This window comes from Roseobacter sp. N2S (assembly GCF_031454055.1).
GTDB lineage: Bacteria > Pseudomonadota > Alphaproteobacteria > Rhodobacterales > Rhodobacteraceae > Amylibacter.
This window is the reverse complement of the sequence record NZ_JAVDQB010000005.1, coordinates 274,088-298,442: the sequence shown is the minus strand read 5'-3', so window position 1 is coordinate 298,442 and position 24,355 is coordinate 274,088. Positions and strand designations below refer to the sequence as shown.

The window sequence follows — 24,355 nt, the reverse complement described above, 5'->3', positions numbered from 1 at the left end:
CCCATGCAGCCGCTTCTGTCAGCCAAAGACCTTTACGTCCGGTACGGCGCTGTGGAAGCGGTGCGTGGGGTCAGTTTTGAACTCCAGCAAGGCGAAATCGTCGCCTTGCTGGGCGCGAACGGGGCCGGAAAATCCTCGATCATGAATGCGATCACGGGGCTGGTTCCAACGGCCTCGGGTCAGGTTATGTTTGACGGCAAAGATATCACGGGGTCCGCGCCCGAAAGCCTCGCGCCTGCTGGCTTGACCCTGTCCCCTGAGGGCCGCCGTGTTTTCGGTACGCTAAGTGTGGCGGATAATCTGCGCATGGGGGCCTTTGCCCTAACGGATAAAGATGCGATCAGCGCGGCTTGGGATCGGGTCTATGATCTGTTCCCGATCCTGCGCGAACGCAAAGACCAATATGCGGGCACGCTGTCAGGTGGTCAGCAACAGATGCTGGCTGTGGGGCGGGCCCTGATGTCCAATCCCCGCGTGTTGCTGCTGGATGAACCGTCCTTGGGGTTGGCGCCTTTGATCGTAGACCAGATATTCGACCTGATCCTGAAACTGCGCGATCAGGGCGTGACGCTGCTGGTTGTGGAACAAAATGTTGCCAAGACCCTGCAAGTGGCAGACCGCGCTTATGTTCTGGTCAGCGGCGAGGTGGTTGAACAGGGCAAACCCTCGCAATTAAGCGAAAGCGGCACCATGCAAGATGCCTATCTAGGAGCAAACTGAAATGGATTTATTCCTACAGCAAACTGTGAACGCGCTGGCCCTTGGGGGGACTTATGCCCTGTTGGCCTTGGGCTTGGCGGTGGTGTTTTCGATCATGGGGCTGATCAATTTTGCCCACGGCGAACTGATGACCATTGCGGGCTATGTATTAATGTATTGCGGCATTGCAGGGGTGTCTTTTGTAATCGCTGTGCCACTGGCGCTAACGGCATCAGTGCTGGCCGCTGTTGCAATGGAACGGATCGCCTTTCGCCCTGTTCGCAACGGATCGGGTGCCACCATGCTGGTGACCAGTTTCGCGGTAGCGATGATCCTGCAAGTTCTGTTCCAGAACCTGATTTCCACCCGCTCGCAACCCGTATTACTGCCCGCATTGCTGTCAGACAGTGTGCGAATTTTTGGCATGGTGATCGGTGTTAATAAACTCGCGGCTATTGTGGCAACGGTTGTGATGCTGGTGTTTCTTGACTGGTTTATGAAGCACCAGAAAACCGGCATTGCCATGCGCGCTGCTGCCGAGGATTTTGCCATTGCCCGTTTGATGGGAATCAAAGCCAACACGGTGATTGCAGGCGCTTTTGCTTTGTCAGGTCTGTTGGCAGGGGTGGCAGCGGTGCTTTGGGTGTCGCAGCGGGCCTCGGTCGATCCGTTGATGGGGTTCATGCCGGTGCTGAAAGCCTTTATCGCCGCTATTTTGGGCGGGCTTGGCAGCCTGCGCGGTGCAGTGGCAGGGGGCTTTTTGCTGGGCTTTATCGAAATTTATCTGGCGGCTTTCCTGCCCCCTGAAATGCAGGAATTCCGTGACCCGATCGGCCTTGGGATTGTGGTTCTGGTGTTGTTGTTCCGCCCCAACGGCCTGATCCCATCGGCCACGTTGAAAGCTGAAAAAGTATGACGGCCCCTGCGTATCATCCTGAGTCCGAAGCGGGGTTATTGCTGGGCCAATCCGACCCGACCCCGTTTGAGGTGGTTAACCCAGACAGCACATACCCTGCCGTTCTGGTCTGTGAACACGCAGGTCGTGTGATCCCGAACGCGCTGGGGGATATGGGATTGTCAGACGCCGCCCGCCAAGCCCATATCGCATGGGATATCGGCGCTGAGGCTGTGTCCCGTTTGGTGGCCGCGCAATTGGGGGCCTGCCTGATCTTGCAACGCTACAGCCGTTTGGTAATCGACTGTAACCGCCCGCCTGACAGTGAAACAGCGATGCCTGTGATCAGCGATGAGACTCCGGTGCCTGCGAACCTTGCCCTAACCACCGAACAGAAATCCCGGCGTGTTCAAGAAATCTTTGACCCGTTTCAGGCGGTGGTGGATGCGCAGATCCTAAAGCCCAGCTGCACTGCGGCCTTTTCAATTCACAGCTTTACGCGGTCCATGGCAGGGCAGTACCGCCCTTGGGAAATCGGGTTTCTGTTTCGCAAAGACAGCCAGACCTCGCTGGATTTAGCCGACACTTTCGCCGCTTATCTTTCCCGTGACAGGATCGGTTTGAATGAACCCTATACTATTGACGACGAAAGCGACTGGTTCGTTCCCCGCCACGGAGAGGCCAAGGGACGCGCCCACAGTTTGATCGAGATTTGCAACGATCAGATCGACACCCCCCAAGGACAAACCCAATGGGCCGCGTGGCTGAGCACTGCCATCGCCCAGTTTTTGCAGAAAGACCCCAGATGACTTTAACCCGCGAAGTACCCCTGCAGATCGACCAATCCGCGCTGTTGTATATCGACGTTCAAAATTTTGCCGCCCGCCGCGACGGGGCGGAATTCAAAGACATGGATGACGCTGAATTCAACACCAACTACGGTTGGTTCTTTGACCAGATGAAGACCCGCATCATCCCCAATATGCAACGCCTGCAATCCGCCTTTCGTGGCGCAGGCGGCGAGGTTTTATACACCACCATCGAAAGCCTGACCAAAGACGGGCGCGACCGCAGTCTGGACTATAAGATCACAGGGTTTAACGTGCCCAAAGGGTCTTGGGATGGCAAAGTGATTGACGAACTGGCACCGGGGGACGATGAAATCGTGTTTCCGAAATCCTCGTCTTCGGTGTTTGTGTCTACCCATATCGACTATGTGCTGCGTAATCTGGGGGTCAAGCAATTGGTGATCAGCGGCATCGTGACTGATCAATGTGTAGAAGGTGCGATCCGCGATGCCTGTGATCTGGGCTATCTGGTCACGCAGGTCACTGACGCCTGTATGACTTATTCGCAGGAACGCCACGACCACTCGATCAAGACCATCAAAGGCTATTGCCGCCAGATGACAACACAGCAGTTGATTGATGAATTGGAAAGCGGCGCAAAGTGACCCATTCGCCCCTTTATGCCCGAGACATGGCGGCCCTGTCCGCGCTGCAAAAGCTGCGGTTTTTTCCGCTGGCGGTAGAGCGGGGTGAGGGTTGTTACCTGTATGAAGCTGATGGGCGGCAAGTGTTAGACCTGTCTGCCTCTTGGGGGGCGGCCAGTCTCGGTCACGGGCATCCTGCGTTACGGGCGGCTGTTGATCAGGCGATGGCAACGCAGGCGGGGGCGTCGATCCTGTCTGGCAGCAATGCCACGGCCGTTCAATTGGCCGAAACGCTTTTACGCCTGACACCGGGCACAGCGGACCGCCGCGTCTGGCTGGGACATTCAGGCAGTGACGCCAATGAGACCGTAGCGCGGGTTGTGCCTGCGGTGACAGGGCGACCCCGCATTATGGCCTTTTCCGGCGCCTATCATGGAGGCACGCAGGGGTCTATGGCGGTGTCTGGACATACGGCGCAGGCGGGCGCGGTTAAAGACGGCGGCTTAACGCTGGTGCCCTATCCCGACCCGTTTCGCCCGTTTGAGGGGGATAAAACCGGCGCTGCCTTGCTTCACCATATCGAAACGCTTTTCCAAACCACCTGTCCGGGTGCCGAGGTCGCGTGTTTCTTTATGGAACCCATCCAGGCTGACGGCGGGCTAATCGTTCCACCACAGGGGTTTTTATCGAAACTGGCGCAGATTTGTGCCCGATACGGCATCCTAACTGTCTGCGACGAGGTGAAAGTAGGGCTCGCCCGCACAGGCAAATTGCATTGTTTTCAACACGAAGATTTCACCCCCGATATTATCGTGCTGGGCAAAGGTCTGGGGGGTGGGCTGCCGATTTCTGCGGTGATTGGGCCAGCACGGGTCATGGATCATGCTACGGCCTTTTCCATGCAAACCTTACACGGCAATCCAATCTGCGCGGCAGCAGCCTTGGCGGTGTTGAGCGTGATTGAAACCGATGCTCTGGCGCAATCGGCACGGCAGGTCGGGCAATACCTGATGGATCAGATTTCCGCCCTTGCCATCGATGTTCCCGAAATAGGTGAAATTCGCGGTCGCGGGCTGGCGATCGGGGTGGAACTGGTGGCCCCAGAAACGGGCGAACCAGATGCCGACTTGACCCGCAAGACCGTGTTTCGCGCATGGCAATTGGGCGCGGTTTTTTACTACGTCGGTATGAAGTCCAACGTGCTGGAACTGACGCCGCCCCTAACTCTAACCAAAGAGCAGGCCAAAACAGGCGCAGCGATTCTGGTTCAGGCGATCAAAGATGCCCGCTCTGGGGCCGTCAGTGACGCAGAGGTTCAAGGCTTTGCAGGTTGGTAGATGTGCCTGATACCCCTAGCCAACCGCCACATTGTCAATCAATCGCACCCCGTCCAACCAAGCTGCAACAAAAAGACGCGCGGGTTGATCGGGGTGTGTCAGCGGCGCTAGGTTAGCCGCGCTGCGCAGTTCCAGATAATCAATCGGGCCAAATCCGGCAGCAGAAAGCGCGGCACTTGCACGGGCCAGTTCTTGTGGAACAGAAGCACCCTGTTCAATCGCTGCGGCGGTTTGTGACAGTTCCACATAAACCTGTGGGGCCAGTTTGCGGGCGGCCTCCCCCAGCCGCAGGTTGCGCGATGACATGGCCAGCCCGTCATCTTCGCGGATTGTGGGGCAGCCGATGATTTTTGTTTTCAGGTCCAGATCAAGCGCCAACCGTTTGACCACCTGCAATTGCTGAAAGTCCTTTTCCCCAAAGAACGCTGCATCCCCTGCGGTTTGCAGCAACAGTTTTGCCACCACCGTGGTTACCCCGTCAAAATGACCAGGCCGCGCCCCGCCGCACAGGCCCGCGCTAACACCAGACACCGAAATGCTGGTGGCAAAGCCGGCCGGATACATTTCTGACGGGTCGGGGATGTAAAGCACATCCACATTGAAGGGGGCCAGTTTCACGGCGTCGCTGTCTTCGGTTCTGGGGTAATTTGCCAGATCCTCGGGATTGGTGAACTGGCGCGGGTTGACGAAAAGCGTCACGATCACCCGATTGCACTGAGCCTTGGCGGTTGTCACAAGGCTGAGGTGCCCCGCGTGTAGCGCGCCCATGGTTGGAACCACGCCGATGATTTCCCCCGCGCGGGTCCAAGCGTCAGTTAATTGGCGCAGGTCGGATTTGCAGCGAATGATCTTCATGATTTTTCGCCTTTGATTGCGGTTTTATCGGTGAAAATATGTTCTGCGGCGGGAAAATCGCGGGCGCGAACTTCGGTGGCATAGGCGCTGACGGCGCGGGTGGCGTCTTGGGCCAGATGTGCATAGCGTTTTACGAAATTGGGTTTGAACTGATCAAACAGGCCCAGCATATCGTCAATCACCAATATCTGACCGTCACACCCTGCCGAGGCCCCGATGCCCACCGTAGGGATTGGGATTTGCGCGGTGATTTCATCTGCAAGGGCTGCGGGGACTTTCTCTAGCACCACTGAAAACGCGCCCGCATCGGACACAGCCTTGGCATCCTTCAAAATCTGCGCTGCATCTTCGCCTTTGCCCTGCACGTGGTAGCCGCCAAGCGCATTCACCGATTGGGGGGTCAGCCCGATATGGGCCATCACCGGAATGCCGCGCTGTACCAGAAAGCGGATGGTTTCAGCCATGTGACACCCGCCTTCCAGTTTGACCGCGCCACAGCCGGTCTCTGCCATTAAACGAGCGGCATTGCGCAGGGCTTGGGCGGGGCTTTCCTCGTAGCTGGCAAAAGGCATATCCACCACCATCAGCGCCTTTGACAGCCCCCGCGCCACGGCCTGACCGTGCAGGATCATCATCTCCATGGTCACAGCAAGCGTCGAGGGCAGCCCGTGCAGCACCATGCCAACGCTATCCCCGACTAAAACAAGGTCGCATTCCCCGTCGGCAATCTTGGCCACTGGGGTAGTATAGGCGGTCAGGCAGACCAGCGGTGTGGTGCCTTTTCGGGCGCGGATATCAGTGGCGGTCAGGGCTTTTGGGGGGGCAGACTGGCTCATCATTGTCCTTTAAGAGGGATCACACAGGGGAATGTCGTGCATGCCACTATAAGAGTCTGTCGTTTTGAGCAAGTTTTGTGTAATATTATTTCGCTCTGAAAGCTGCGGGTTCGGTGTGAATCCGCTGATGTTATGGTTTGGGTAGGGTTTCCAGCTTTTGCAAGATCGGGCAATCGGGACGGTCATCGCCGGCACAATCCCGCACCAAAGTAGACAGCGTATCGCGCATGGCTTGCAAGTCGGTGATCTTGGCTTCGATCTGGGTCAAATGTTCCTTGGCGATGACGCGCACATCATGGCTGGCGCGGGTTTTATCCTCCCATAAGGCCAGCAAGTTACGGCAATCTTCGATCGTGAACCCCAGTGCACGGGCGCGGCCCAAAAACGACAGCTTGTGTATATCGCTGGCCCGAAACGCCCGATAGCCATTGGTATCACGCGGCGGGTTTACCAGACCGATGTCTTCATAATAGCGGATGGTTTTGGGCGGCAGGCCGGACTGTTGGGCAACTTCACCTATGTTCATCTTCTGGCTCCTATTGTGCGGCTACGGGCTGTGCAGCCTGTTGCGCGGTGGACGGGCGATTCTTTTCGCCCTGTGACGGGGAAATCCAGCGCAGGCGCAGGGCGTTCATCAGCACGAACACACTGGACAGCGCCATCGCCCCAGCGGCCAAAGCAGGGGATAGCAGAATCCCGAATAGCGGAAAAAATACCCCCGCTGCCACAGGGATCAGCAAGGCATTATAGCCAAAGGCCCAGAACAGGTTCTGGCGAATGTTACCCATAGTGCGCTGGCTGATATTTATCGCATTGACCACACCGTTCAAGTCGCCTGACATCAAAACCACGTCCGCTGCTTCAATCGCAATATCCGTGCCGGTGCCAATGGCAATCCCCACATCCCCATGGGCGAGAGCGGGTGCGTCGTTGATCCCGTCCCCCACAAAAGCGATTACACCGTCGCTGGTTTTCAACCGGTTGAGCGCATCAACTTTACCGTCTGGCAGAACCTCGGCAACAACGGTGTCGATGCCAAGTCGGTTGGCGATTGCATCGGCCGTGCCTTGGTTGTCCCCCGTGATCATCGCCACCTTTAAGCCCAGTTCATGGAGCGCCTTGATGGCGGCGGGTGTGCCTGATTTTATCGGGTCCGATACCGCTATCACCGCCGCAAGCCGCCCGTCGATCGCTGCATAAAGGGGTGTTTTTCCATCCCGCCCCAGCCTTTCCCCGATGGCCTTTGCATCACCCAATTCGATGTTTTCACGGGTCATCAGGCGATCTGCCCCCACCAGAACAACGCGGCCCTGAATGCTGGCTTGCACGCCGTATCCTGTGATTGATTGGAAGTCATCCAAAGGGTGCAACTCTAGCCCATCCTGTTTGGCACGGCGCACCACTGCCGCAGCAATCGGGTGTTCGGAGTTGGCCTCAACCGATGCGATCAGGCGCAAGACCTCGGTCTCTTCGAAATTGTTTATGATGGAAAGATCGGTCAGCTCGGGGCGTCCCTCGGTCAGGGTGCCAGTTTTGTCGAGCGCGACGATTTTAACACCTTGCAGGGTTTGCAGCGCATCACCTTGGCGAAACAAAACCCCCAGCTCTGCGGCGCGTCCAGTCCCCACCATGATCGACGTTGGCGTGGCCAGCCCCATGGCACAGGGGCAGGCGATGATCAGAACCGCGACCGCTGCCACCAAAGCATGGCCAAGCGTTGGTGTCGGCCCCAATGCCAGCCACGCAACAAAGGTCACAACCGCCACCCCGATTACCGCAGGAACAAACCAAAGGGTGATGCGGTTCACCATATCCTGAATAGGCAGTTTAGCGCCCTGTGCGTCCTCAACCATGCGAATAATCTGCGCCAGCATGGTATCGCCGCCGACTTTTGTTGCCTCAAAGGTCAGCGCGCCTGTGCCATTTATCGTGCCGCCCACAATTTCGGACCCGTTGGTTTTTTCCACGGGAACCGGCTCTCCTGTGATCATGCTTTCGTCCACATAAGACGCGCCAGTGACCACCACACCGTCTACCGCAATCTTTTCACCCGGGCGCACCTGAAGCCTGTCGCCTACGTTGATTTCATCCACGGGCAATTCAACAATGCTGCCATTCCGTTCCACCCGCGCGGTTTTCGCGCGCAGACCGATCAGTTTGCGAATAGCCTCACCCGTGCGGCCTTTGGCGCGGGCCTCTAGGGTGCGGCCTAGCAGGATCAGAGTTACAATCACCGCCGCGGCCTCAAAATAGACCACTTGCGTGCCTTCAGGCAGCAAGGTTGGCGCAAATAGTGCGACAGATGAAAATCCCCAAGCGGCGCCAGACCCAAGGGCCACCAGCGAATTCATATCTGGGGCGGCTTTGAACAGGGCAGGAAGGCCCTTTATATAGAATTGCCGTCCGGGCCAGATCAAAACCAAAGTTGTCAGCACAAACTGAATGCCCCAACTGACCGTTGTGCCGATGGTGGCCATGACAAAATGATGAAACGCAGGCACCATGTGCCCGCCCATTTCAAGAATAAATACAGGCAGCGTCAGGGCAGCCGCGATCCATGTCATCCGCTGCAAATGCGCGCTTTCGGCTGCTTTTCTGTCACCGGTTTCCGATTGGCCGTCGGGTTCATCCAGCGATTTGGCAGGGTAGCCCGCCGCAGTGCTGGCCTTGACCAGATCAGAGGCTGAAACCGTTGTGCCCAAAGTCACAACCGTCGCTTGTTCTTGGGCCAAATTCACATCTGCAGACACGACGCCAGGAAGCGCCTGCAAAACCCGTTCCACCCGACCAACACAAGACGCGCAGGACATGTTTTCAATGGCAAAGCGATGGGTTGTGGTCTGCGCAGGATAGCCGGCACTGTCCAGTGCAGCCGCCAGATCGCTGGATGTAAGCGATTCATCCGCTTTAATCTGCGCAGTTTCAGCGGCAAGGTTTACACGGGCCTCTTGAACGCCGGAAACCCCGCGCAGGGCTTTTTCCACACGGCCCACGCAAGATGCGCAACTCATGCCTTTGATGCTAAATGTCAGTTGTGTTTCTTTACTCATGGCCCAACCTCATACGATCCCATACCCTTGGTGACGATTATCAGGTCATATGGGGGTTCCAGTAGCTGGAGGGTCAAGGGCTAGGGTGAAATAAATGGGAAGCTCCGATTTTAGACGCCCCCATAACTGCCATTCAGCCCCCTAAAGCCGCGCCGCCGCGCGGGCGAGTCCGTCTGTCACTGCGGTAAACACCTCTGCAAAAGTGTGGCGTGCCTTGGGGAATTCCAGCGTCATCGTATCAGACACCACAGACATCAAACTAGACCCACCCACATAAATCACCCGATCAATCTGACCGGTTTCCAGCCCGGCCAAACGCAACGTATCTTGGGCTCCGATCCGCAACGCGGCACCGTAGGGGTTAAGGCTATCTGCCAAGGATTGCCCCGACAGAGCAGCGGACAGACCTTTTTCAATTACCCCCAAGGGAATGCTGGACCCGTCATCGCCGCTGTTGGCTGCAATTTTACCTTGCTCCACCCCAAAGGCGATTTCATGGCCCAACTCGTCACGCAAGGTTGCTTCCAAACGTCCGAATTTCTGAGGTTCTTGGGATTGTTGCAGCATTCCCGCCACCATGTTGCGGTTCTGCGCCGTATAGAGGAAGGGAATTTTTTCCCATGTTGCCAGATCATTAAAGATGGCATTCGGGGCAGGTTTGCAGCCTGTGCCAATCACATCGCGCAACTGCGTGCCTTTGCCTAAAAGAGGCATGACATGTTCAAAACTGATCTGATGGTCGAAATCCGTCCCGCCAATGCGAACGCCGTGATTTGCAAGAATCGTCACACCTTCGGGGCTGGCGCGGAACACGGAAAAGTCAGAGGTGCCGCCGCCAATATCGACTATAAGACCGATTTCACCAGAATGATCCAAGGCACCGCTGGCGATAGCCGCAGCCTCTGGCTCTGCCATGAAATTCACATCCTTAAAACCCGCCGCAAGGTAACAATCGCGCAGATCTGTTTCTGCTTGGGACTCCCGTGGATCATCCGTGCCGTGAAACACTACAGGGCGTCCAGACAGGACGCGTTCAAAGCTGTGGCCTGTTTCTGCTTCGGCGCGGGCTTTGATTTCTCCCAGAAAACGGCCAATTATTTCAACAAAAGACACCCGCTCGTTGAAAAGTTGACGCTTTTCCCGCATCAGACTGGTGCCCAACACCCGTTTCAGCGCCCGCATAAACCGTCCCTCGGCCCCAGCCAGCAGGGCTTGATTAGCCGGTTCTCCGATCAGGGTTTGACGGGTTTCAAAGTCAAAAAAGAACGTCGTCGGCAGGGTGTTTTGACCCGGCGCCATTTCAATCAGACGGGGTTCGCCGTTGTGCAAAAATCCAGCGGCAGAGTTGGACGTGCCAAAATCAATGCCCAATACGTGACTGTCCCGTACCATGACCAAACGCTCCCGAAATAAATTGGAAAGCTGCGTTTATGGACGCGGCACGGGTAAGTCAAGCGGCCATGCTCAGGTGGTTTTACCGATCCCGTCGTCCAGCCGTGGCAGGAACCATGTCGCCAGACCTGCAAGCGGCAGGAAGGCGCAGAATTGATAGACGGCTTCCACCCCATAGGAATCTGCCAGCACACCCAGAAAAGCTGCTGCAACCCCGCCAAGGCCAAAGTTCAAGCCGTAGAACAGCCCGCCAATCAGGCCAATCCGATTGGGCAAAAGGTCCATCGCATAGATCAGGATCGAGGCAAAGGCACTGGCCATGATCAGGTTGATCAGGATGGTCAGAACCCCCGTCCAGAACAGGTCTGCATAGGGCAGGATCAGGGTCAGGGGCAGGGGGCCAAGAACCGAAATCCAGATGATCCGATAGCGCCCGATCCGATCGCCAATGACCCCACCGACCAGTACACCAACCGCAGCCGCCAGCAGAAAGATGAACAGCATCATTTGGGCGGAGGGAATTGACAGATCAAAGCGTTCGATCAGGTAAAAGGTATAAAACGAGCGGAAGCTCTCGCCGTAGGCATTTTTGGTAAACATCAGGAAAGTCAGCACAAAAAGGCCAATACCGATGGTTAAGGGCGCGTGGCGGGGTGCGTCAGCTCCGGTGGAATTGCTGGCACGCATTTGCGCAAATTCCGCGCTGATCCGGCGTTGTTGACGACCGATCCACAGTAAAAGCATCATAGCAATAAGGGCGATAACTGCGAACCATGCAAGGCTCGGCTGGCCCCAAGGTACGATAATCAAGGCGGCAAAAACCGGCCCAAGCGAACCACCTGCCTGCCCACCAACCTGAAAAATCCCTTGCGCCAGTCCTTGACGACCACCCGCTGCATAACGGGCCATCCGCGTCGCTTCGGGGTGAAAAATAGACGAGCCGATGCCGATCAGCGTCACAGACACAAGGATCATCGCATAGCTTGGCGCAAATGCGAGGCTGAGCAGCCCCGTCAACGTGAACATCATGCCCACAACCGGCGAATAGGGTGCGGGATATTTATCTGTCACCATCCCGATCACAGGCTGCAACATCGCCCCTGCGATCTGGAATGTCAGGGTGATCATCCCGATCTGAACGAAATCCAGTGCGTAGGCTTCTTTCAGGATCGGATAGGCTGCCGGGATCAGGGATTGCATCAGATCGTTCAGCATATGTGACAGCCCCAGAACGGCCAACACGGCCAAATGGGTTTTGGTGCGGGTCGTGGTCGTCATGTGGGGGTTTCCATTTACGGCAGCTTTGGCAGGATTGGCGCCAATTAGTCACACCTTGGCGGCAGCCGCAAGGGCACAACAGACATCAGCTGGCCGATCTGACAAGGCGGCTAACAATTAGCGCTTTATGCCGTCGATAAAAATATCCAGCAGGTGCAGCACCTGTTTACGCCAGTCCGGCCCCGGATCACGGGCGTAACACAGGGCGTACATAGTCTGAAGCAGATCCTCTGCCGCGATGCCATCCCTGATCTGTCCAGCGGCCACACCATGTTCAATCAGGCGGTTCAGGGCCGCGGCGATCCGCTCTGTCAGGGCGGCATAGGTCTTTTTTGATTCGGCGGTCATCACCACAGAAAGCGCACCAAGCATGCCCCGTTTGGTTTCCACCAACGCAACATTTGTGTGCAGCCAGCTGCGTAAGGCACCAATGGGGTCGGGGGAATTGTCCAGCCCTTCGGCGATGGCGGCAAGCTGTTCCATCTCGCGGCTGAATACGGCGTGGAACAGGTCTTCACGGGTGGGAAAATGCCGATATAACGTGCCAATTCCCACGCCAGCCTGCTTTGCAACCGCGTCCAGACTGGCGCTTGGCCCGCCTTTTCCCAGCACATCTTTAGCGGCCTCGATCAACAAATCGCGGTTTTTCAGCGCATCGGCACGCGGCTTGCGTTTGCGTGTTTCCAGCAAATTGCATCTTCCCCTTGATAAACGGAGGATGCCTCCGTATATTGATCGGCAAGGGCACGCTTTGGCGCCCCTGACCCAACCTTACAGACAAATCTCCACGGGCGCGAGAGCCCGATATCCAGCAAATAGCCATATGAAAGGAAGACGTATGTCACTTTCGATTAACCTTACTGTTAACGGGGCACCGCAAGACATTTCAATCCAAGATGCGCGGGTCACTCTGCTTGATCTACTGCGCGAGCGCATGGCGCTGCCCGGAACCAAAAAGGGTTGCGACCGCGGTCAATGCGGGGCCTGCACGGTTCTGCTGAACGGCAAGCGGGTGAATTCCTGCCTGACCCTTGCCGCCACGCTGAACGGCGCAGAGGTCACCACAGTCGAAGGGCTGGCCAAGGGCGACAGCCTGCATCCCGTCCAAACCGCCTTCATTGAAAATGACGGGTTCCAGTGCGGCTACTGCACATCAGGCCAGATCATGAGCGCGGTCGGCCTGATTGCCGAAGGCCAGGCAGGCGATGACCCAGAGCGTATTCGCGAAGGCATGAGTGGCAATATCTGTCGCTGTGCTGCCTATCACGGCATTACAAAAGCGGTTCAAGAAGCCACACGCGCCATGTCCGACACTCACACCGGAGACGTCAAATGAAGACTTTCGACTTTGCCCAACCCACCACGGTGGACGAAGCCCTTGCTGCGTGGGAACCCGGTTCTGCCTGGCTTGGTGGCGGTACAAACCTTGTGGATCTGATGAAAATCGGCGCGATGGCACCGGATAAACTGATCGACATCAAACGCTTAACAGGGCTGGATCAGATTGAAACGCTGGCGGACGGGTCTACCCGCATTGGGGCTATGGTTAGCAATGCGGATCTTGCGAACAATCCCGATATTCTGCGCCGTTTTCCGATGATGGCCGAGGCCTTGCTGTCGGGCGCCTCTGGTCAGTTGCGTAATGCGGCGACTGTGTCTGGCAATCTGATGCAACGCACCCGTTGTGCTTATTTTCAGGACGCAAATGCCGCCTGCAACAAACGCAGCCCCGCCCAAGGCTGTGATGCAATAGGAGGCGTGGATGACACGGCTGCAATTTTGGGGTGGAGCAATCAGTGCATCGCCACCAACCCGTCAGACTTCTGTGTATCCCTCGCCGCGCTTGAGGCCGTGATAGAGGTCCAAGGGCCTGCGGGGAAACGGGACATCGCTTTTGCCGATTTCCACCTTTTGCCCGAAGACACACCAGAGCGTGAAACCGCTTTGCAGGCGGGGGAATTGATCCTTGCCTTACGATTGCCAGCAGAAGCGGGCGATTTTGCGGGAAACTCGCGCTACCTTAAGGTGCGCAACCGGACCTCGTTTGCCTTTGCCACCAGTTCCGCCGCCGCTGCAATGCAGATTAAAGACGGGACTATCACCAAGGCCAGACTGGCCCTTGGGGCTGTGGCGGCAAAACCTTGGCGCGTGGCCAAAGCCGAGGCTTTGTTAATCGGCCAGGCCCCCGATCCCGCCCTGTTTGCCCAAGCCGCCGAGGCCGCTTTGGCTGGGGCCTCATCCTCAAACGACAACGACTGGAAGATTGAACTGGCCCGCCGCACCGCCAGCCGTGCGCTGGTACTGGCAGCCGCTGGAACACCCGCGCGGATGCCCGCCCTTCCGGCTTCTCCCTTCGTGGATCAAGGAGATTCCTTAAATGCCTGATACTCTTACTAGCCCCGCCCGTTTCGGATCAAATGCAGGGCAACCGCTGACCCGCCGTGACGGGATCGCAAAAGTCACCGGCGCTGCCAATTTTGCGGCTGACAATTCCCCCGCTAATCTGCTGCATGCATTTTATGTACCAGCCAGCATTGCGCGGGGCCGTGTGACCCATCTGGATGTCGCGGCCGCAGAGGCGCATACAGGTGTGACCCATGTGATCACGCCGCAAAACCGCCCGCCCCTACAGGGCGATCCTTCGGAAAAAGTCACGATGTTTTCGTTTCGCATTGAGGTACTGCAGGATGACACCGTGCGCTATGCGGGCCAGCCTATTGCCATGGTTCTGGCCGAGACCCTAGAAGCTGCAACAGAAGGCGCGCGCCTGTTGAACCCGCAATATGAAGTGGAACCTGCACGCACTGCACTGGATCAAAACGAACCGATATCTGTGCCGCCTCAAGGCTTTGGCACACCTGCTGGCGCAGAGCACGGCGATGTGGCGGCAGGGCATGCCGCGGCTGTGCAGTCTATTGATGTGACCTATGAAACCCCCGCGCAATATCACAACGCGATGGAAACCCATGCGGTTGTGGCAGAGTGGGACGGGGATAAGGTAACGCTCGATATGCCCAGTCAGGCGTTGAACATGTCTTGCGCGGGCTATGCCTATTTCTTTGGTATCCCTGCTGAAAACGTCACCCTGCGCAGCCCCTATCTGGGGGGCGGCTTCGGGTCCAAAGCCTTTCCGACTGGCCCGCAGGTCTTGGCGATCCTCGCGGCTAGACTGGCGGGGCGGCCAGTCAAACTGATGCTGACACGCCAGCAAATGTTCGGCCCCGTTGGCCATCGCGGCGCCACCAGCCAGCGGTTGCGGCTGGGGGTTGATGTAGATGCTGCGTTGACTGTGCTCGATCACGAAGGTTTGGCTGAAACGTCAACTTTTGATGATTTCATCGAACCTGCAGCAAATGCTTCCCAAGGGCTTTATGCTGCAGGGGCGTTGAAATCAGTGCATAGGGCCGTGCGCCTTGATGTCGGAACCCCCGGTCCGATGCGCGCCCCCGGCGAGGCATCCGGCTCTGCTGCGCTGGAGTGTGCTATGGATGAAATGGCCGAACTGGCAGGGCTTGATCCGCTGGAATTCCGCCTGCGCAACTATGCGGATACCGAACCGGGCACTGGACGGCCCTATTCGTCAAAAGCCCTGCGCGAGTGTTACGAACAGGGCGCTGCGCGGTTCGGTTGGGCTGACAGACCGTTGGAACCCCGACAAATGCTGGACAAAAACGGCATGCTAACAGGCTGGGGCATGGGGACTGCCCTGTTTCCCTGTCCGATGTTCGCCGCCGATGCGCGCGCTACACTGCGGGCAGATGGCACGGCCTTAGTTGAAACATCTGCTGTGGATATGGGGCAGGGGGCTTGGACCGCATTGGCACAAATTGCGGCAGATAGCCTTGGCCTGCCGATGGAAAAACTGGAATTCCATGCGGGTCATTCAGCACTACCAGATGGCGGCGTTGCGGGGGGATCGGGTCATACGGCCACGGCAGGCGGCGCACTTCATGCGGCTGGCAGTGATGTGATCCGTCAGTTGGGCGAAGTTGCCTCAAACGATCCTGGGTCCCCCTTGCACGGGGCGGGAAATGCCGGTTTTGTGGCCCGAAACGGTCGGGTGTATGTGGAAGGGGACGAAAGTCGCAGTGATGAAATCGCTGCGATAATGGCCCGTGCGGGCAGCCTTGACGTGGTCGGCAACGGCAGCGCCTCGCGCCCGCCAGAGGTTGCGGCGAAACATGCGATGAATTCCCACGGTGCGGTTTTTGCCGAGGTGAAAATCGACCCTGATCTGTACCAAATCCGCGTCACACGGATGGTTGGCGCTTTTGCGGCGGGGCGGATTATCAACCCGCGTCTGACCGAAAGCCAGCTGATGGGCGGGATGATCTGGGGCACCTCGTTTGCCTTGCATGAAGAAGCAAAGCATGACCCCCGAACCGGTCGGATCATGAACGCCAACCTTGCGGGGTATCACGTACCAGTCAACGCCGATGTGACAGGGCTAGAGGTGATCACGGTTCACGAGGACGACCCCTATGTGAATGCACTTGGCATCAAAGGTGTGGGTGAGATCGGCGGTGTCGGGTCAGTCGGGGCCATCGCCAATGCAATCTGGCATGCCACTGGCACCCGTGTTCGCCGTTTTCCGATCCGGATCGAAGATTTGATCCGAGGCTAGGAGCAGACGCATTTTGAAAGAAAACGGGCCGCATGTACGGCCCGTTTTCATGGTTTTCGCGGGATGTTTATCCCTTTGGGGCCGCTTTTTCCCAAGCAAAGGCCTGCATCGGTTTGTCTACCGGGGTTTCAGCCAGATGGTTGGTGTAATTTGACATCACTTTTTGTGCGATCCCCAAGACGACCTCTAGAACCTGCTGTTTGGTAAAACCAGCGTCCAGAAATGTCTGAACCTGCGCATCCGTCACATCACTCCGTTGGCGCACCATTTGCAGGGTAAAAGTCCGCAGCGCCTCCAGATGGTCGTTTGGCAGCGGAGTTTCATTGCGCAGGGCTTCGGAGATTGCGTCATCCACTTTCATCATCTTGGCAATGCCCGTGTGAGCGGGAACGCAGTAATGGCATTCATGTTCCACGTTGATTGTCTGCCAAACCACTGTCAGCTCGTCTTTGTCAAAACTGGTGTCCTGCGCAAAGACACGGTGCAGATATTTGTAACCGTCCAGCAATGCGGGCGAATCCGCCATGACGGCGTGCAATCCAGGCACCCGCCCGAATCCTTTCAGGCTGTCTTCGAGAAGGGGTTTGCTGGCCTCGGGGGCAGATTCGATGGTGTGTAGTGTAAACTCGGTCATAGGGCTGTCCTTTCTTGAGTGATTGCTCAACTATATACATCAGTTAGCTTTACTTGAGCGATTGTTCAAGTTATATTATGAGCGATCACTCATTAATGAACGGAGATCCCAAAATGGCCAGACATGCCAGCTATGACAGGGAAGATGTGCTCGCCAAAGCGCAGGCGCTGTTTTGGCGTAAAGGCTATCACGGGACTTCGTTAAAAGACCTTGAGGCGGCGCTGGATATGCGGCCCGGGTCGATTTACGCCGCTTTCGGGTCGAAAGAAGCGTTGTTTGGGGAAGCCCTCAAAGACTATGGCCGTCAGGCAATGGCCCAATTCCAAAAAGCGCAACAGACGGCGGCCTCTCCGCTCGCGGGACTGGCCAATCATGTGCGGGCGTTCGCTTGTATTGATCCCGATACAGCCCCCTCACGCGCCTGTATGTTAGTAAAAACCCTGCTAGAGATGCCCGACGACGATCCAGTTTTGCGTCTTCAAACCGAAGAGATGATGCAAAAGATGGAAGCGGAATTCGCTGGTGCCTTTCGCGCCGCCCAGCTGAATGGAGAATTGCCTGCATCCGCCAATCCCGAGCGTCTGGCCAGCCGTCTGCAAGCCGCTATCTTTGGCCTGCGCGCTTATGCGCAACGCAGCGACGCCCAAAGCCGGATCATTCAAATGACCGAAGATATTGCGCTCGACATCGAAGCCCTGTCCCAGCGAGAATTCGCCTAAAAACGCGCCATTACTGCGCTGACTTGGTGCAAGGTGCTAAATTTTTCTTTCCTGTGTAATAAATATGACCTATATTTACGGCAGGAAGGGAATTGATCATGCAAAACGTGCAAAGACAGGCAATCGCCCCAGATCGCGGGGCCATTTTAACCAAAGCGGCCATGCGTGCTGCAGAACGTCTGGATATGTCAGGACGGCTTCTGGCTGAGGTTTTGGGCGTTTCAGAGGCACAGGTCTCTCGCTTTCGCAAAGACGAAGCCTGCTTGGCTGAACACACTAAACCTTATGAACTGGCTGCCATGCTGGTGCGCGTTTTCCGATCCCTTGATGCCATTTCCGGTGGCGACGAAACCGTCGCCCGCAGTTGGTTAACGCAAATGAATTCAGCCCTTGGCGCCCGCCCCAGCGAGCGGATCACTTCAGTACAAGGACTAGCGGATGTCGTCACCTATCTGGACGCCCGACGCGCTCCGATCTGAGGCGCGCGCCTTTACAGGCACCGCATGGCGGTTGGTTGAAGCCCAGCATGTGGTCTCCACCCAGAAACTGGTGGACAGCCTTGCCGAACAGGAACTTCTCGAAGCCATTCTGGACACAACCAAGCCGCCATTACCCGAAGAGTGCCAAAATCTGGACTATTTACTGTCCACCCCATTTCGCTATCGTCCCTACCCCTATGGTTCGCGGTTTCGCCGCGCTGGCATCACTGCAGGGGTCTGGTATGGGGCTGAACGTCCCGAAACGGCAGTGGCGGAAATGGTATTTTACCGCTTCCTGTTTTTCGCTGAAAGCCCTGGCACGCCGTTTCCTGATAATGCGGCGGAATACACTGGCTTTGCAGTTGATCTGGACACGCCCGTGGCGCTGGACACAAGGGCAGGGGCCCTAGCCGCAGATGCCGCACACTGGACCCATCTGCTGGATTATACGGCGTGTCAAACCCTCGCCGAAACAGCAAGACAGATCGGAGCAGAGGTGATCCGCTTCACCTCGGTGCGCGATCCCGATCAGGGGGGTAATGTCGCCGTATTAAGCTGCCGCGCATTCAGCGCATCTGCGCCAACAGACCGCCAGACATGGCGCATTCGTATCAGCCGATCAGGCGCACAAGCCATCCGCGAACATCCCCGTTTGGGGGTCGAGTTCCCCCCTACAGCTTTTGGAAATGACCCACGGCTTGCAAACATGGTCTGGGACAGGCCCAGAAAAACCTAGACTTCTAGGGCTGCTCCATGGCGACGATTTTTATAACGGATTTCAATGTCTGGCCCTTGGTCACGCCAAACCTGCGGGCGGTTTCATTCAAACTGGAAACCACGCCCGTTTCAAAGGCAGATGTGGCATTGCCGATTTCACAGCTCATACAGTCCAGAACCACCGCAGCAATGTCTGTGACATCCAGTGCAGGAAGCCGTGACAACCCGATATCATTTTTGCCACCACCAGCATCTGAAAAGCTGACAAACCGCGCATTGGCTTTACAGGCGCGGGCGGGGTCTCCGCCAATCAATCCGCCGTGGGAACCAGTGACGATAAAGCGTCCCGCATCATTAATTGTGATCAATGACGCAGAATCCACACAAAGCACGGCGGTATCCCCGACCCGTGTTTCAAAGCGCGATTCGGGGGCAGGGGCGAGCATTCCAACGGGGGATGGGGCGTTTTCCAACAAAGCCACTGCGGATTTTGCAGATTGCCCCGCTGTGATGCCCAAGGTTGCCGCGGCGGAGTTAACATAGGAGATCACGCCGTTTTCAAACGCATCCCGCGCGGACCCGATTTCCGCACTCATGCAATCCACGCAACACCCTGCCATGCCCACATCCCCAAGGGCGCGAACCCCTGCGATTCCTGCATCATTCAATCCTTTGCCCGCGTCATTTAACACCACAGCCCGCAGCCCGGCCCGCGACGCATAAGCCGCCGCAAACATACCACCGTGCGAACCAGACACTGCAATACATCCCCGCACAGAGTCGGGGGATTCCGCGCCAATATCCGTAATGGAATCATAGAATCGTGGATCAAAAGTCATGGGATCAGGATATTTTGTTTGACAGCTTGGGGCAATATGTTCCTACTATCAAAACAAACGTTCCGATTAAAGGAATGAGGGAGGAATTTTGTGAATACCGAAGCGCCAGTAGGCTCGATTGCGCGTGCGCAATGCGTATTAAGCGCCTTGGCCCGCCAGCCCCTTGGGGCCAGCCTGACCGAAATCATGGCGCAAACAGAGTTCACCAAAACCACCACCCATCGGGTGCTCGCTTCCTTGCAAGAGGTAAATTACGCCTATCAAGATCCCGACACCCGCAAGTATCATCTGGGCAGCGCTTTGGCCGCTTTGTCGCGGATCGCCAACCGCTCTGATCTGGCAGCTCTGGCCAAACGCAGCATGACGCGCATTGCCCAAGCCTCGGGGGATACGGTATTTTTATCCGCACCAGAGGGCGCGGTTTCCATCTGCGTGCGCCGCGAATTGGGCGCGTTTCCCATCCGTACCCTGACGTTGGATGCGGGGAACAGGGTGCCCCTTGGGGTCGGCGCATCGGGACAGGCGCTTTATGCGGTGACGCCGAAAGCGAAACGCATGGCGGCGGCGCAGGCCAATGTGGCCTGGATGGCAGAATATAATTACACCCCCGACAGCGCCGAGGCTTTGGCCGAAGATTTTCAGACCCGTGGTTATGCACTGAACCCTTCGATCCCCGTGCCCGGGATGAGCGCCGTGGCCCTGCCGATCCAGACCAGTAGCGGACGTCTGTGTGCCGCCATCGGCATCGGCGCCATAAACGAGCGGATGACCAAAACCCGCATCGAGGATGAGTTGATCCCGCTACTGCGCGAAGAAGTTACGCTATTATCCAAGAAATTCAGCGTCCTAGAGCAGGAGGGGTTATTTTGAACCTGTCGAATTTTGACCGCGATGCCGGAATGGCCCGACTGACCATGATGGAGCGGATTCGCGCCTTTGAAGAAACCGCACGCCGCGCCGCGGTGGATGAGGAACTGGTGCTCGGTGCCATTCACCTGTCCATCGGGCAAGAGGCCGTCGCCGCTGCGGTGATCGAACGGCTGCGCATTGACGATTACATTCTGTCCACCCATCGCGGACATGGTCACACGTTGGCCAAAGGTGCAAAACCCGAGGCGATGATGAAGGAATTACTGGGCCGTGAAGGGGGCTGTTGCGGGGGCAAAGGCGGCTCCATGCATATCGCGGATTTCGGGGTGCGGATGCTGGGGGCAAACGGGGTTGTCGGTGCCAATATCACCATTGCGGCAGGGGCTGCCCATGGCATCAAACTGCTGGGGGACGATCAGGTCGTGGTTTGTTTCTTCGGCGATGGTGCCGCCAATCGCGGACCGTTTCTTGAAGGGGTGAATTGGGCAGGGGTTTTCAACCTGCCGATCCTGTTTGTCTGCGAGGATAACCAGTATTCCGCATCGACCCTGACTAGCACTATGACCTCTGGTAATGTGGCGGATCGCGCGCGCGCTTTGGGTCTGCGCACTACGGAAGCTGACGGGAATGACGTCACAACACTCGCGGCAACTGCGGCGGAAATCACCGATCGAATCCGTGAAACAGGCACGCCGGAATTCCTGCTGGCCAAAACCTATCGGATTAGCGGCCACACCTATTTTGATCCTGCCACTTATCGCCCCGAAGGCGAGGCAGATCACATGCGTGACACCAACTGCCCGATTGCCCGACTGCGCACGGAATTGGCAGCGGCAGGTGTAGCGGATGCAGATATGGATGCACTGCGCCGCGCCGCTGCGGATGAAATGGACTCCGCCCTGGATGCCGCCCGCGCAGCCCCTTGGCCTGCCGATACAACTGCCTTCATAGATGTCCAAGACATCGGCTCCCCCGCACAAGAGGCTTTTTGATGACCATCATGACCTATGCCGATGCCGCCAAACTGGCCATTGCCCAAGCCATGCGCGCCGACCAAACAGTCTGGTGCGTGGGCGAGGATTTAGGCCGTGGCGGTGTGTTCAAACAATACAACGGATTAGTCGAAGAATTCGGCCCAGAGCGCATTTCAGACGCGCCCATTTCTGAAGCCGCCATCATGGGGGCAGCCTTTGGTGCCGCCATGGCTGGCACGCGGCCTATCGTGGAAATGCGTTTTGCCGATTTCGCGCTTTGTGCCACGGATGAGCTGGTTAACCAGATTGCCAAGGCGCGGTTCATGTTCGGCGGGCAAAGCCGTGCGCCCATGGTCATCCGCAAGCCAATGGGAATGTGGCGCTCCTCGGCAGCGCAACATTCGCAATCGCTGGAATCTTGGTACGCTCATATTCCGGGTCTGGTGGTTTGTTGTCCTGCCACGCCGCAAGATAATTATTCCATGATGCAAGCCGCCATCGCCTGTGATGATCCGGTTGTCTATCTGGAGCACAAAAACATCTGGGCGGTTGAGGGCGAAGTGGACACCAGCCAGACCGCAGAATTTGGCAAAGCCGAACTGCGCCGCGCAGGGGCCGACGTGACCTTGGTTTCGTGGTCTCAGACCGCCAATCTGTGCTGTGACGCCGCTGAAATGCTGGCCCGCGACGGAATCGACGCCGAAGTGATTGACCTGCGCAGCATATGGCCTTGGGATAAGGCGGCGGTGCTGGACAGTGTGCGCAAAACGGGGCGGCTGTTGGTGGCCCACGAATCTGTTTCTGTTGCGGGTTTTGGTGCCGAAGTAGTCGCCACTGTGGCCCAGACTGTTCCCCTGAAAACCCTGCCCAAACGTTTGGGTAGCCCGCGCGGGCTAATCGCCTATGCGCCAAACCTTGAAGACCAAATGCGCGTGACGGCACCAATGATTTCTGACGCCGCCCGCTCAATGATGGAGACTGTACCCGCATGACCAATTCCAATGAAATGACAGGGGGCGAGGCGCTGGTCCGCATGCTTTTGGCCCATGGTGCGGGGCCGATGTTTGGCATGGGCGGGTTTCAACTGCTGCCGTTTTATGATGCGGCGCGGCGTCTGGGGCTGGATCACAATCTGATCAATGACGAACGCTGCGCGGTGTTTGCAGCGGACGCCTATGCCAAAGTGTCAGGCCGTGTTGGGCTGGTGGATGCCACACTTGGGCCAGGGGCGACAAACCTTGTCACCGGCCTCGTTGAGGCCTTGAACGCAGGCAGTCCGATGGTTGCGATTGTCGGCGATGCGCAACGGGATCATGCGGGTAAAAACATGACTCAGGAAACCGACCAAGTGGCGATACTGCGTCCCGCCTGCAAAGAATTACTGCGGATTGAGTCGATCCAGCGCATTCCCGAAATCATGCGCCGCGCCTTTGAAGTGGCCACTTCCGGCCGTCCCGGACCTGTGATTGTTGACGTGCCGGAAGACATCGCACATGGGATGTGGGGTTTTGAAGACGGTGATTTCGACGTCGATCCCGCCCATGAAGCCGCGCCAGCCCTACGCTGCCGTCCTGCGGCGGAACCTTTGGCAAAAGCCGCGCGGATGATCGAGGACGCAAAACGCCCGATCCTGTTGTGCGGCGGCGGCATTCATATTTCCCAAGCCACCGAGGCCGTGACCCGTTTTGCCCAGGACAACGGCATCCCCGTCGCCCACACCATGAGCGGCAAGGGCGCGATTGCCTGCACCGATCCGCTTTCGGCGGGGCTGTACGGGCGTTATGACCGAATTGCGAATGATCTGATTGCAGCATCGGACTGTATTATTGTTGCGGGGTGTAAACTGGGTGAAATCGCCACCAAACGTTTCACCATCCCGCAAAAAGGCCAGACGGTAATCCACCTTGATAACGTCCCCGAAGAAATGGGCCGCACCTATCAGCCGACGGTGAAACTATGGGGCGATGCCCGCGACGGGTTGAACGATCTAAGCGATGCCATGGCCAAAGGGGCTGCGGACCAGCGGGCAGGGCGCGCGGATTATCTGGCTGAAATTCCTGTGAAAATGCAGGTCTGGCACGATGAAGTCGCCGCCGAACGTCTATATTCTGATGAAACCCCGATCAATATGGCGCGGCTGATTACCGAGTTGAACAATCATTTGCCCGAAGACGGCCACCTGATCGCAGACGGCGGGTTTGCGGCCCATTGGGGCGGCTTGCTGTTCAATTCCAAGCAGGCGCGTCGCACCTTTGTGCCGGATCGGGGTTTTGCGTCAATCGGCTACGGCTTGCCCGGTGCAATGGGCGCACAACTGGCCAATCCGGACGCTGTGGTTGTAGGCTTGACGGGGGACGGCGGCTTTAACATGGTGCTGGGCGAGTTGGAAACCGCGCGGCGCATGAAGCTGGGGATCACCGTGATTGTGGTGAACAACGCGGCCTCTGGCTATGTGAAAGCGCTGCAACATTTGATGTACGGAGAAGGAAATTACCAAAGCTCGGATCTGGCAGAGACAAATTATGCCAAACTGGCCGAAGCAATGGGCTGTCACGGCATAAGGGTGGAGGACCCTGCCCATATCGCGGGTGCCCTGAAAGCGGCCTTTGCGGAAAAAGACCGGCCCAGCGTAATTGACGTTATGGTGACCCGCGATCCGGCGAAAATGCTGCCGGCAGTGGATAACCGGACAGTTCAAGTCAAGAAAGGCGATCGTGTGGCCTAA

Annotated in this window: 24 protein-coding genes; 15 read left to right on the top strand and 9 right to left on the bottom strand. The window is 57.2% G+C overall.

Annotation, left to right across the window (positions count from 1 at the left end; genetic code table 11):
* The first annotated feature begins 3 nt into the window (after window positions 1-3).
* Genes GGE09_RS14215 through GGE09_RS14195 form a run of 5 tightly spaced genes read left to right on the top strand, consistent with a single transcriptional unit; the run spans window position 4 to window position 4,363 of the window.
* Window positions 4-720, top strand: coding sequence for an ABC transporter ATP-binding protein (locus tag GGE09_RS14215; RefSeq protein WP_309746812.1), 717 nt, complete (start codon window positions 4-6; stop codon window positions 718-720).
* A 1-nt stretch (window position 721) separates the two neighbouring features.
* Complete coding sequence (locus GGE09_RS14210; protein WP_309746811.1) at window positions 722-1,615, top strand: branched-chain amino acid ABC transporter permease; 894 nt, start codon at window positions 722-724, stop codon at window positions 1,613-1,615.
* A complete protein-coding gene (locus GGE09_RS14205; RefSeq protein WP_309746810.1) occupies window positions 1,612-2,403 on the top strand; it encodes an N-formylglutamate amidohydrolase in 792 nt (263 codons plus the stop codon). Before GGE09_RS14210 ends, GGE09_RS14205 begins: the two co-directional genes overlap by 4 nt.
* Entirely contained in the window at window positions 2,400-3,047 is a 648-nt protein-coding gene (locus GGE09_RS14200) for an isochorismatase family cysteine hydrolase (RefSeq protein ID WP_309746809.1), read from the top strand. The genes GGE09_RS14205 and GGE09_RS14200 overlap by 4 nt, the downstream gene beginning before the upstream one ends.
* A complete protein-coding gene (locus GGE09_RS14195) occupies window positions 3,044-4,363 on the top strand; it encodes an aspartate aminotransferase family protein (RefSeq protein ID WP_309746808.1) in 1,320 nt (439 codons plus the stop codon). Before GGE09_RS14200 ends, GGE09_RS14195 begins: the two co-directional genes overlap by 4 nt.
* Window positions 4,364-4,378: 15 nt before the next feature.
* Here the strand turns inward: GGE09_RS14195 and panC are convergent, their stop codons facing one another.
* From panC to GGE09_RS14160, 7 genes are all read right to left on the bottom strand, one after another.
* Window positions 4,379-5,218, bottom strand: coding sequence for a pantoate--beta-alanine ligase (panC, locus tag GGE09_RS14190; protein ID WP_309746807.1), 840 nt, complete (start codon window positions 5,216-5,218; stop codon window positions 4,379-4,381).
* Window positions 5,215-6,054: a 3-methyl-2-oxobutanoate hydroxymethyltransferase gene (gene panB, locus GGE09_RS14185; protein ID WP_309746806.1), complete on the bottom strand. Its 840-nt coding sequence runs from the start codon at window positions 6,052-6,054 to the stop codon at window positions 5,215-5,217. The genes panC and panB overlap by 4 nt, the downstream gene beginning before the upstream one ends.
* 130 nt (window positions 6,055-6,184) lie before the next feature.
* Entirely contained in the window at window positions 6,185-6,580 is a 396-nt protein-coding gene (gene cueR, locus GGE09_RS14180) for a Cu(I)-responsive transcriptional regulator (RefSeq protein WP_309746805.1), read from the bottom strand.
* 10 nt (window positions 6,581-6,590) lie between these two features.
* On the bottom strand, window positions 6,591-9,104 hold the full coding sequence (locus tag GGE09_RS14175; RefSeq protein ID WP_309746804.1) for a heavy metal translocating P-type ATPase: 2,514 nt from the start codon (window positions 9,102-9,104) through the stop codon (window positions 6,591-6,593).
* Window positions 9,105-9,245: 141 nt separating this feature from the next.
* Entirely contained in the window at window positions 9,246-10,496 is a 1,251-nt protein-coding gene (locus GGE09_RS14170; RefSeq protein ID WP_309746803.1) for an Hsp70 family protein, read from the bottom strand.
* A gap of 72 nt (window positions 10,497-10,568) precedes the next feature.
* Entirely contained in the window at window positions 10,569-11,774 is a 1,206-nt protein-coding gene (locus GGE09_RS14165; protein WP_309746802.1) for an MFS transporter, read from the bottom strand.
* 117 nt (window positions 11,775-11,891) lie between these two features.
* Window positions 11,892-12,464 (bottom strand): TetR/AcrR family transcriptional regulator, encoded by a 573-nt coding sequence (locus GGE09_RS14160; protein WP_309746801.1) that lies wholly within the window; start codon window positions 12,462-12,464, stop codon window positions 11,892-11,894.
* A gap of 148 nt (window positions 12,465-12,612) precedes the next feature.
* Between GGE09_RS14160 and GGE09_RS14155 the strand changes: the two genes are divergently transcribed.
* The 3 genes from GGE09_RS14155 to GGE09_RS14145 are packed head-to-tail and all read left to right on the top strand — an operon-like array spanning window position 12,613 to window position 16,398.
* Window positions 12,613-13,110: a 2Fe-2S iron-sulfur cluster-binding protein gene (locus GGE09_RS14155; RefSeq protein ID WP_309746800.1), complete on the top strand. Its 498-nt coding sequence runs from the start codon at window positions 12,613-12,615 to the stop codon at window positions 13,108-13,110.
* The gene (locus GGE09_RS14150) at window positions 13,107-14,159 is read left to right on the top strand and encodes a xanthine dehydrogenase family protein subunit M (protein WP_309746799.1); all 1,053 of its coding nucleotides are present in this window, start codon (window positions 13,107-13,109) and stop codon (window positions 14,157-14,159) included. The genes GGE09_RS14155 and GGE09_RS14150 overlap by 4 nt, the downstream gene beginning before the upstream one ends.
* The gene (locus GGE09_RS14145; protein WP_309746798.1) at window positions 14,152-16,398 is read left to right on the top strand and encodes a xanthine dehydrogenase family protein molybdopterin-binding subunit; all 2,247 of its coding nucleotides are present in this window, start codon (window positions 14,152-14,154) and stop codon (window positions 16,396-16,398) included. Before GGE09_RS14150 ends, GGE09_RS14145 begins: the two co-directional genes overlap by 8 nt.
* 67 nt (window positions 16,399-16,465) lie before the next feature.
* Here GGE09_RS14145 and GGE09_RS14140 read toward each other — a convergent pair whose 3' ends face one another.
* Complete coding sequence (locus tag GGE09_RS14140) at window positions 16,466-17,032, bottom strand: carboxymuconolactone decarboxylase family protein (RefSeq protein ID WP_309746797.1); 567 nt, start codon at window positions 17,030-17,032, stop codon at window positions 16,466-16,468.
* A 113-nt stretch (window positions 17,033-17,145) separates the two neighbouring features.
* Here GGE09_RS14140 and GGE09_RS14135 point away from each other — a divergent pair, with 113 nt between their 5' ends.
* The 3 genes from GGE09_RS14135 to GGE09_RS14125 all read left to right on the top strand — a co-directional run bounded on the left by GGE09_RS14135 (window position 17,146) and on the right by GGE09_RS14125 (window position 18,966).
* Window positions 17,146-17,751, top strand: coding sequence for a TetR/AcrR family transcriptional regulator (locus tag GGE09_RS14135; protein ID WP_309746796.1), 606 nt, complete (start codon window positions 17,146-17,148; stop codon window positions 17,749-17,751).
* 98 nt (window positions 17,752-17,849) lie between these two features.
* The gene (locus tag GGE09_RS14130) at window positions 17,850-18,230 is read left to right on the top strand and encodes an MbcA/ParS/Xre antitoxin family protein (protein WP_309746795.1); all 381 of its coding nucleotides are present in this window, start codon (window positions 17,850-17,852) and stop codon (window positions 18,228-18,230) included.
* Complete coding sequence (locus GGE09_RS14125; protein ID WP_309746794.1) at window positions 18,190-18,966, top strand: RES family NAD+ phosphorylase; 777 nt, start codon at window positions 18,190-18,192, stop codon at window positions 18,964-18,966. The genes GGE09_RS14130 and GGE09_RS14125 overlap by 41 nt, the downstream gene beginning before the upstream one ends.
* A gap of 4 nt (window positions 18,967-18,970) precedes the next feature.
* On the opposite strand, the gene GGE09_RS14120 is transcribed toward GGE09_RS14125, so the two are convergent.
* Window positions 18,971-19,786: a hypothetical protein gene (locus GGE09_RS14120; protein ID WP_309746793.1), complete on the bottom strand. Its 816-nt coding sequence runs from the start codon at window positions 19,784-19,786 to the stop codon at window positions 18,971-18,973.
* Window positions 19,787-19,876: 90 nt separating this feature from the next.
* Here GGE09_RS14120 and GGE09_RS14115 point away from each other — a divergent pair, with 90 nt between their 5' ends.
* The 4 genes from GGE09_RS14115 to GGE09_RS14100 are packed head-to-tail and all read left to right on the top strand — an operon-like array spanning window position 19,877 to window position 24,355.
* Window positions 19,877-20,656 (top strand): IclR family transcriptional regulator, encoded by a 780-nt coding sequence (locus tag GGE09_RS14115; RefSeq protein ID WP_309746792.1) that lies wholly within the window; start codon window positions 19,877-19,879, stop codon window positions 20,654-20,656.
* Window positions 20,653-21,648 carry a thiamine pyrophosphate-dependent dehydrogenase E1 component subunit alpha gene (locus GGE09_RS14110; RefSeq protein ID WP_309746791.1) on the top strand — a complete coding sequence of 332 codons (996 nt, stop codon included), beginning with the start codon at window positions 20,653-20,655 and terminating at the stop codon, window positions 21,646-21,648. The genes GGE09_RS14115 and GGE09_RS14110 overlap by 4 nt, the downstream gene beginning before the upstream one ends.
* Window positions 21,648-22,622: a transketolase C-terminal domain-containing protein gene (locus tag GGE09_RS14105; protein WP_309746790.1), complete on the top strand. Its 975-nt coding sequence runs from the start codon at window positions 21,648-21,650 to the stop codon at window positions 22,620-22,622. Before GGE09_RS14110 ends, GGE09_RS14105 begins: the two co-directional genes overlap by 1 nt.
* Window positions 22,619-24,355, top strand: coding sequence for a thiamine pyrophosphate-binding protein (locus tag GGE09_RS14100; protein WP_309746789.1), 1,737 nt, complete (start codon window positions 22,619-22,621; stop codon window positions 24,353-24,355). Before GGE09_RS14105 ends, GGE09_RS14100 begins: the two co-directional genes overlap by 4 nt.

What these genes read in the sequence shown, in the direction of transcription:
- panB (WP_309746806.1), bottom strand. Translation starts at nt 6,054, where the DNA reads ATGAGCCAGTCTGCCCCCCCAAAAGCCCTGACCGCCACTGATATCCGC.
- GGE09_RS14170 (WP_309746803.1), bottom strand. Translation starts at nt 10,496, where the DNA reads ATGGTACGGGACAGTCACGTATTGGGCATTGATTTTGGCACGTCCAAC.
- GGE09_RS14215 (WP_309746812.1), top strand. Translation starts at nt 4, where the DNA reads ATGCAGCCGCTTCTGTCAGCCAAAGACCTTTACGTCCGGTACGGCGCT.
- GGE09_RS14165 (WP_309746802.1), bottom strand. Translation starts at nt 11,774, where the DNA reads ATGACGACCACGACCCGCACCAAAACCCATTTGGCCGTGTTGGCCGTT.
- GGE09_RS14175 (WP_309746804.1), bottom strand. Translation starts at nt 9,104, where the DNA reads ATGAGTAAAGAAACACAACTGACATTTAGCATCAAAGGCATGAGTTGC.
- GGE09_RS14125 (WP_309746794.1), top strand. Translation starts at nt 18,190, where the DNA reads ATGTCGTCACCTATCTGGACGCCCGACGCGCTCCGATCTGAGGCGCGC.
- GGE09_RS14200 (WP_309746809.1), top strand. Translation starts at nt 2,400, where the DNA reads ATGACTTTAACCCGCGAAGTACCCCTGCAGATCGACCAATCCGCGCTG.
- GGE09_RS14145 (WP_309746798.1), top strand. Translation starts at nt 14,152, where the DNA reads ATGCCTGATACTCTTACTAGCCCCGCCCGTTTCGGATCAAATGCAGGG.
- GGE09_RS14140 (WP_309746797.1), bottom strand. Translation starts at nt 17,032, where the DNA reads ATGACCGAGTTTACACTACACACCATCGAATCTGCCCCCGAGGCCAGC.
- panC (WP_309746807.1), bottom strand. Translation starts at nt 5,218, where the DNA reads ATGAAGATCATTCGCTGCAAATCCGACCTGCGCCAATTAACTGACGCT.
- cueR (WP_309746805.1), bottom strand. Translation starts at nt 6,580, where the DNA reads ATGAACATAGGTGAAGTTGCCCAACAGTCCGGCCTGCCGCCCAAAACC.
- GGE09_RS14205 (WP_309746810.1), top strand. Translation starts at nt 1,612, where the DNA reads ATGACGGCCCCTGCGTATCATCCTGAGTCCGAAGCGGGGTTATTGCTG.
- GGE09_RS14130 (WP_309746795.1), top strand. Translation starts at nt 17,850, where the DNA reads ATGCAAAACGTGCAAAGACAGGCAATCGCCCCAGATCGCGGGGCCATT.
- GGE09_RS14105 (WP_309746790.1), top strand. Translation starts at nt 21,648, where the DNA reads ATGACCATCATGACCTATGCCGATGCCGCCAAACTGGCCATTGCCCAA.
- GGE09_RS14155 (WP_309746800.1), top strand. Translation starts at nt 12,613, where the DNA reads ATGTCACTTTCGATTAACCTTACTGTTAACGGGGCACCGCAAGACATT.
- GGE09_RS14120 (WP_309746793.1), bottom strand. Translation starts at nt 19,786, where the DNA reads ATGACTTTTGATCCACGATTCTATGATTCCATTACGGATATTGGCGCG.
- GGE09_RS14210 (WP_309746811.1), top strand. Translation starts at nt 722, where the DNA reads ATGGATTTATTCCTACAGCAAACTGTGAACGCGCTGGCCCTTGGGGGG.
- GGE09_RS14150 (WP_309746799.1), top strand. Translation starts at nt 13,107, where the DNA reads ATGAAGACTTTCGACTTTGCCCAACCCACCACGGTGGACGAAGCCCTT.
- GGE09_RS14100 (WP_309746789.1), top strand. Translation starts at nt 22,619, where the DNA reads ATGACCAATTCCAATGAAATGACAGGGGGCGAGGCGCTGGTCCGCATG.
- GGE09_RS14135 (WP_309746796.1), top strand. Translation starts at nt 17,146, where the DNA reads ATGGCCAGACATGCCAGCTATGACAGGGAAGATGTGCTCGCCAAAGCG.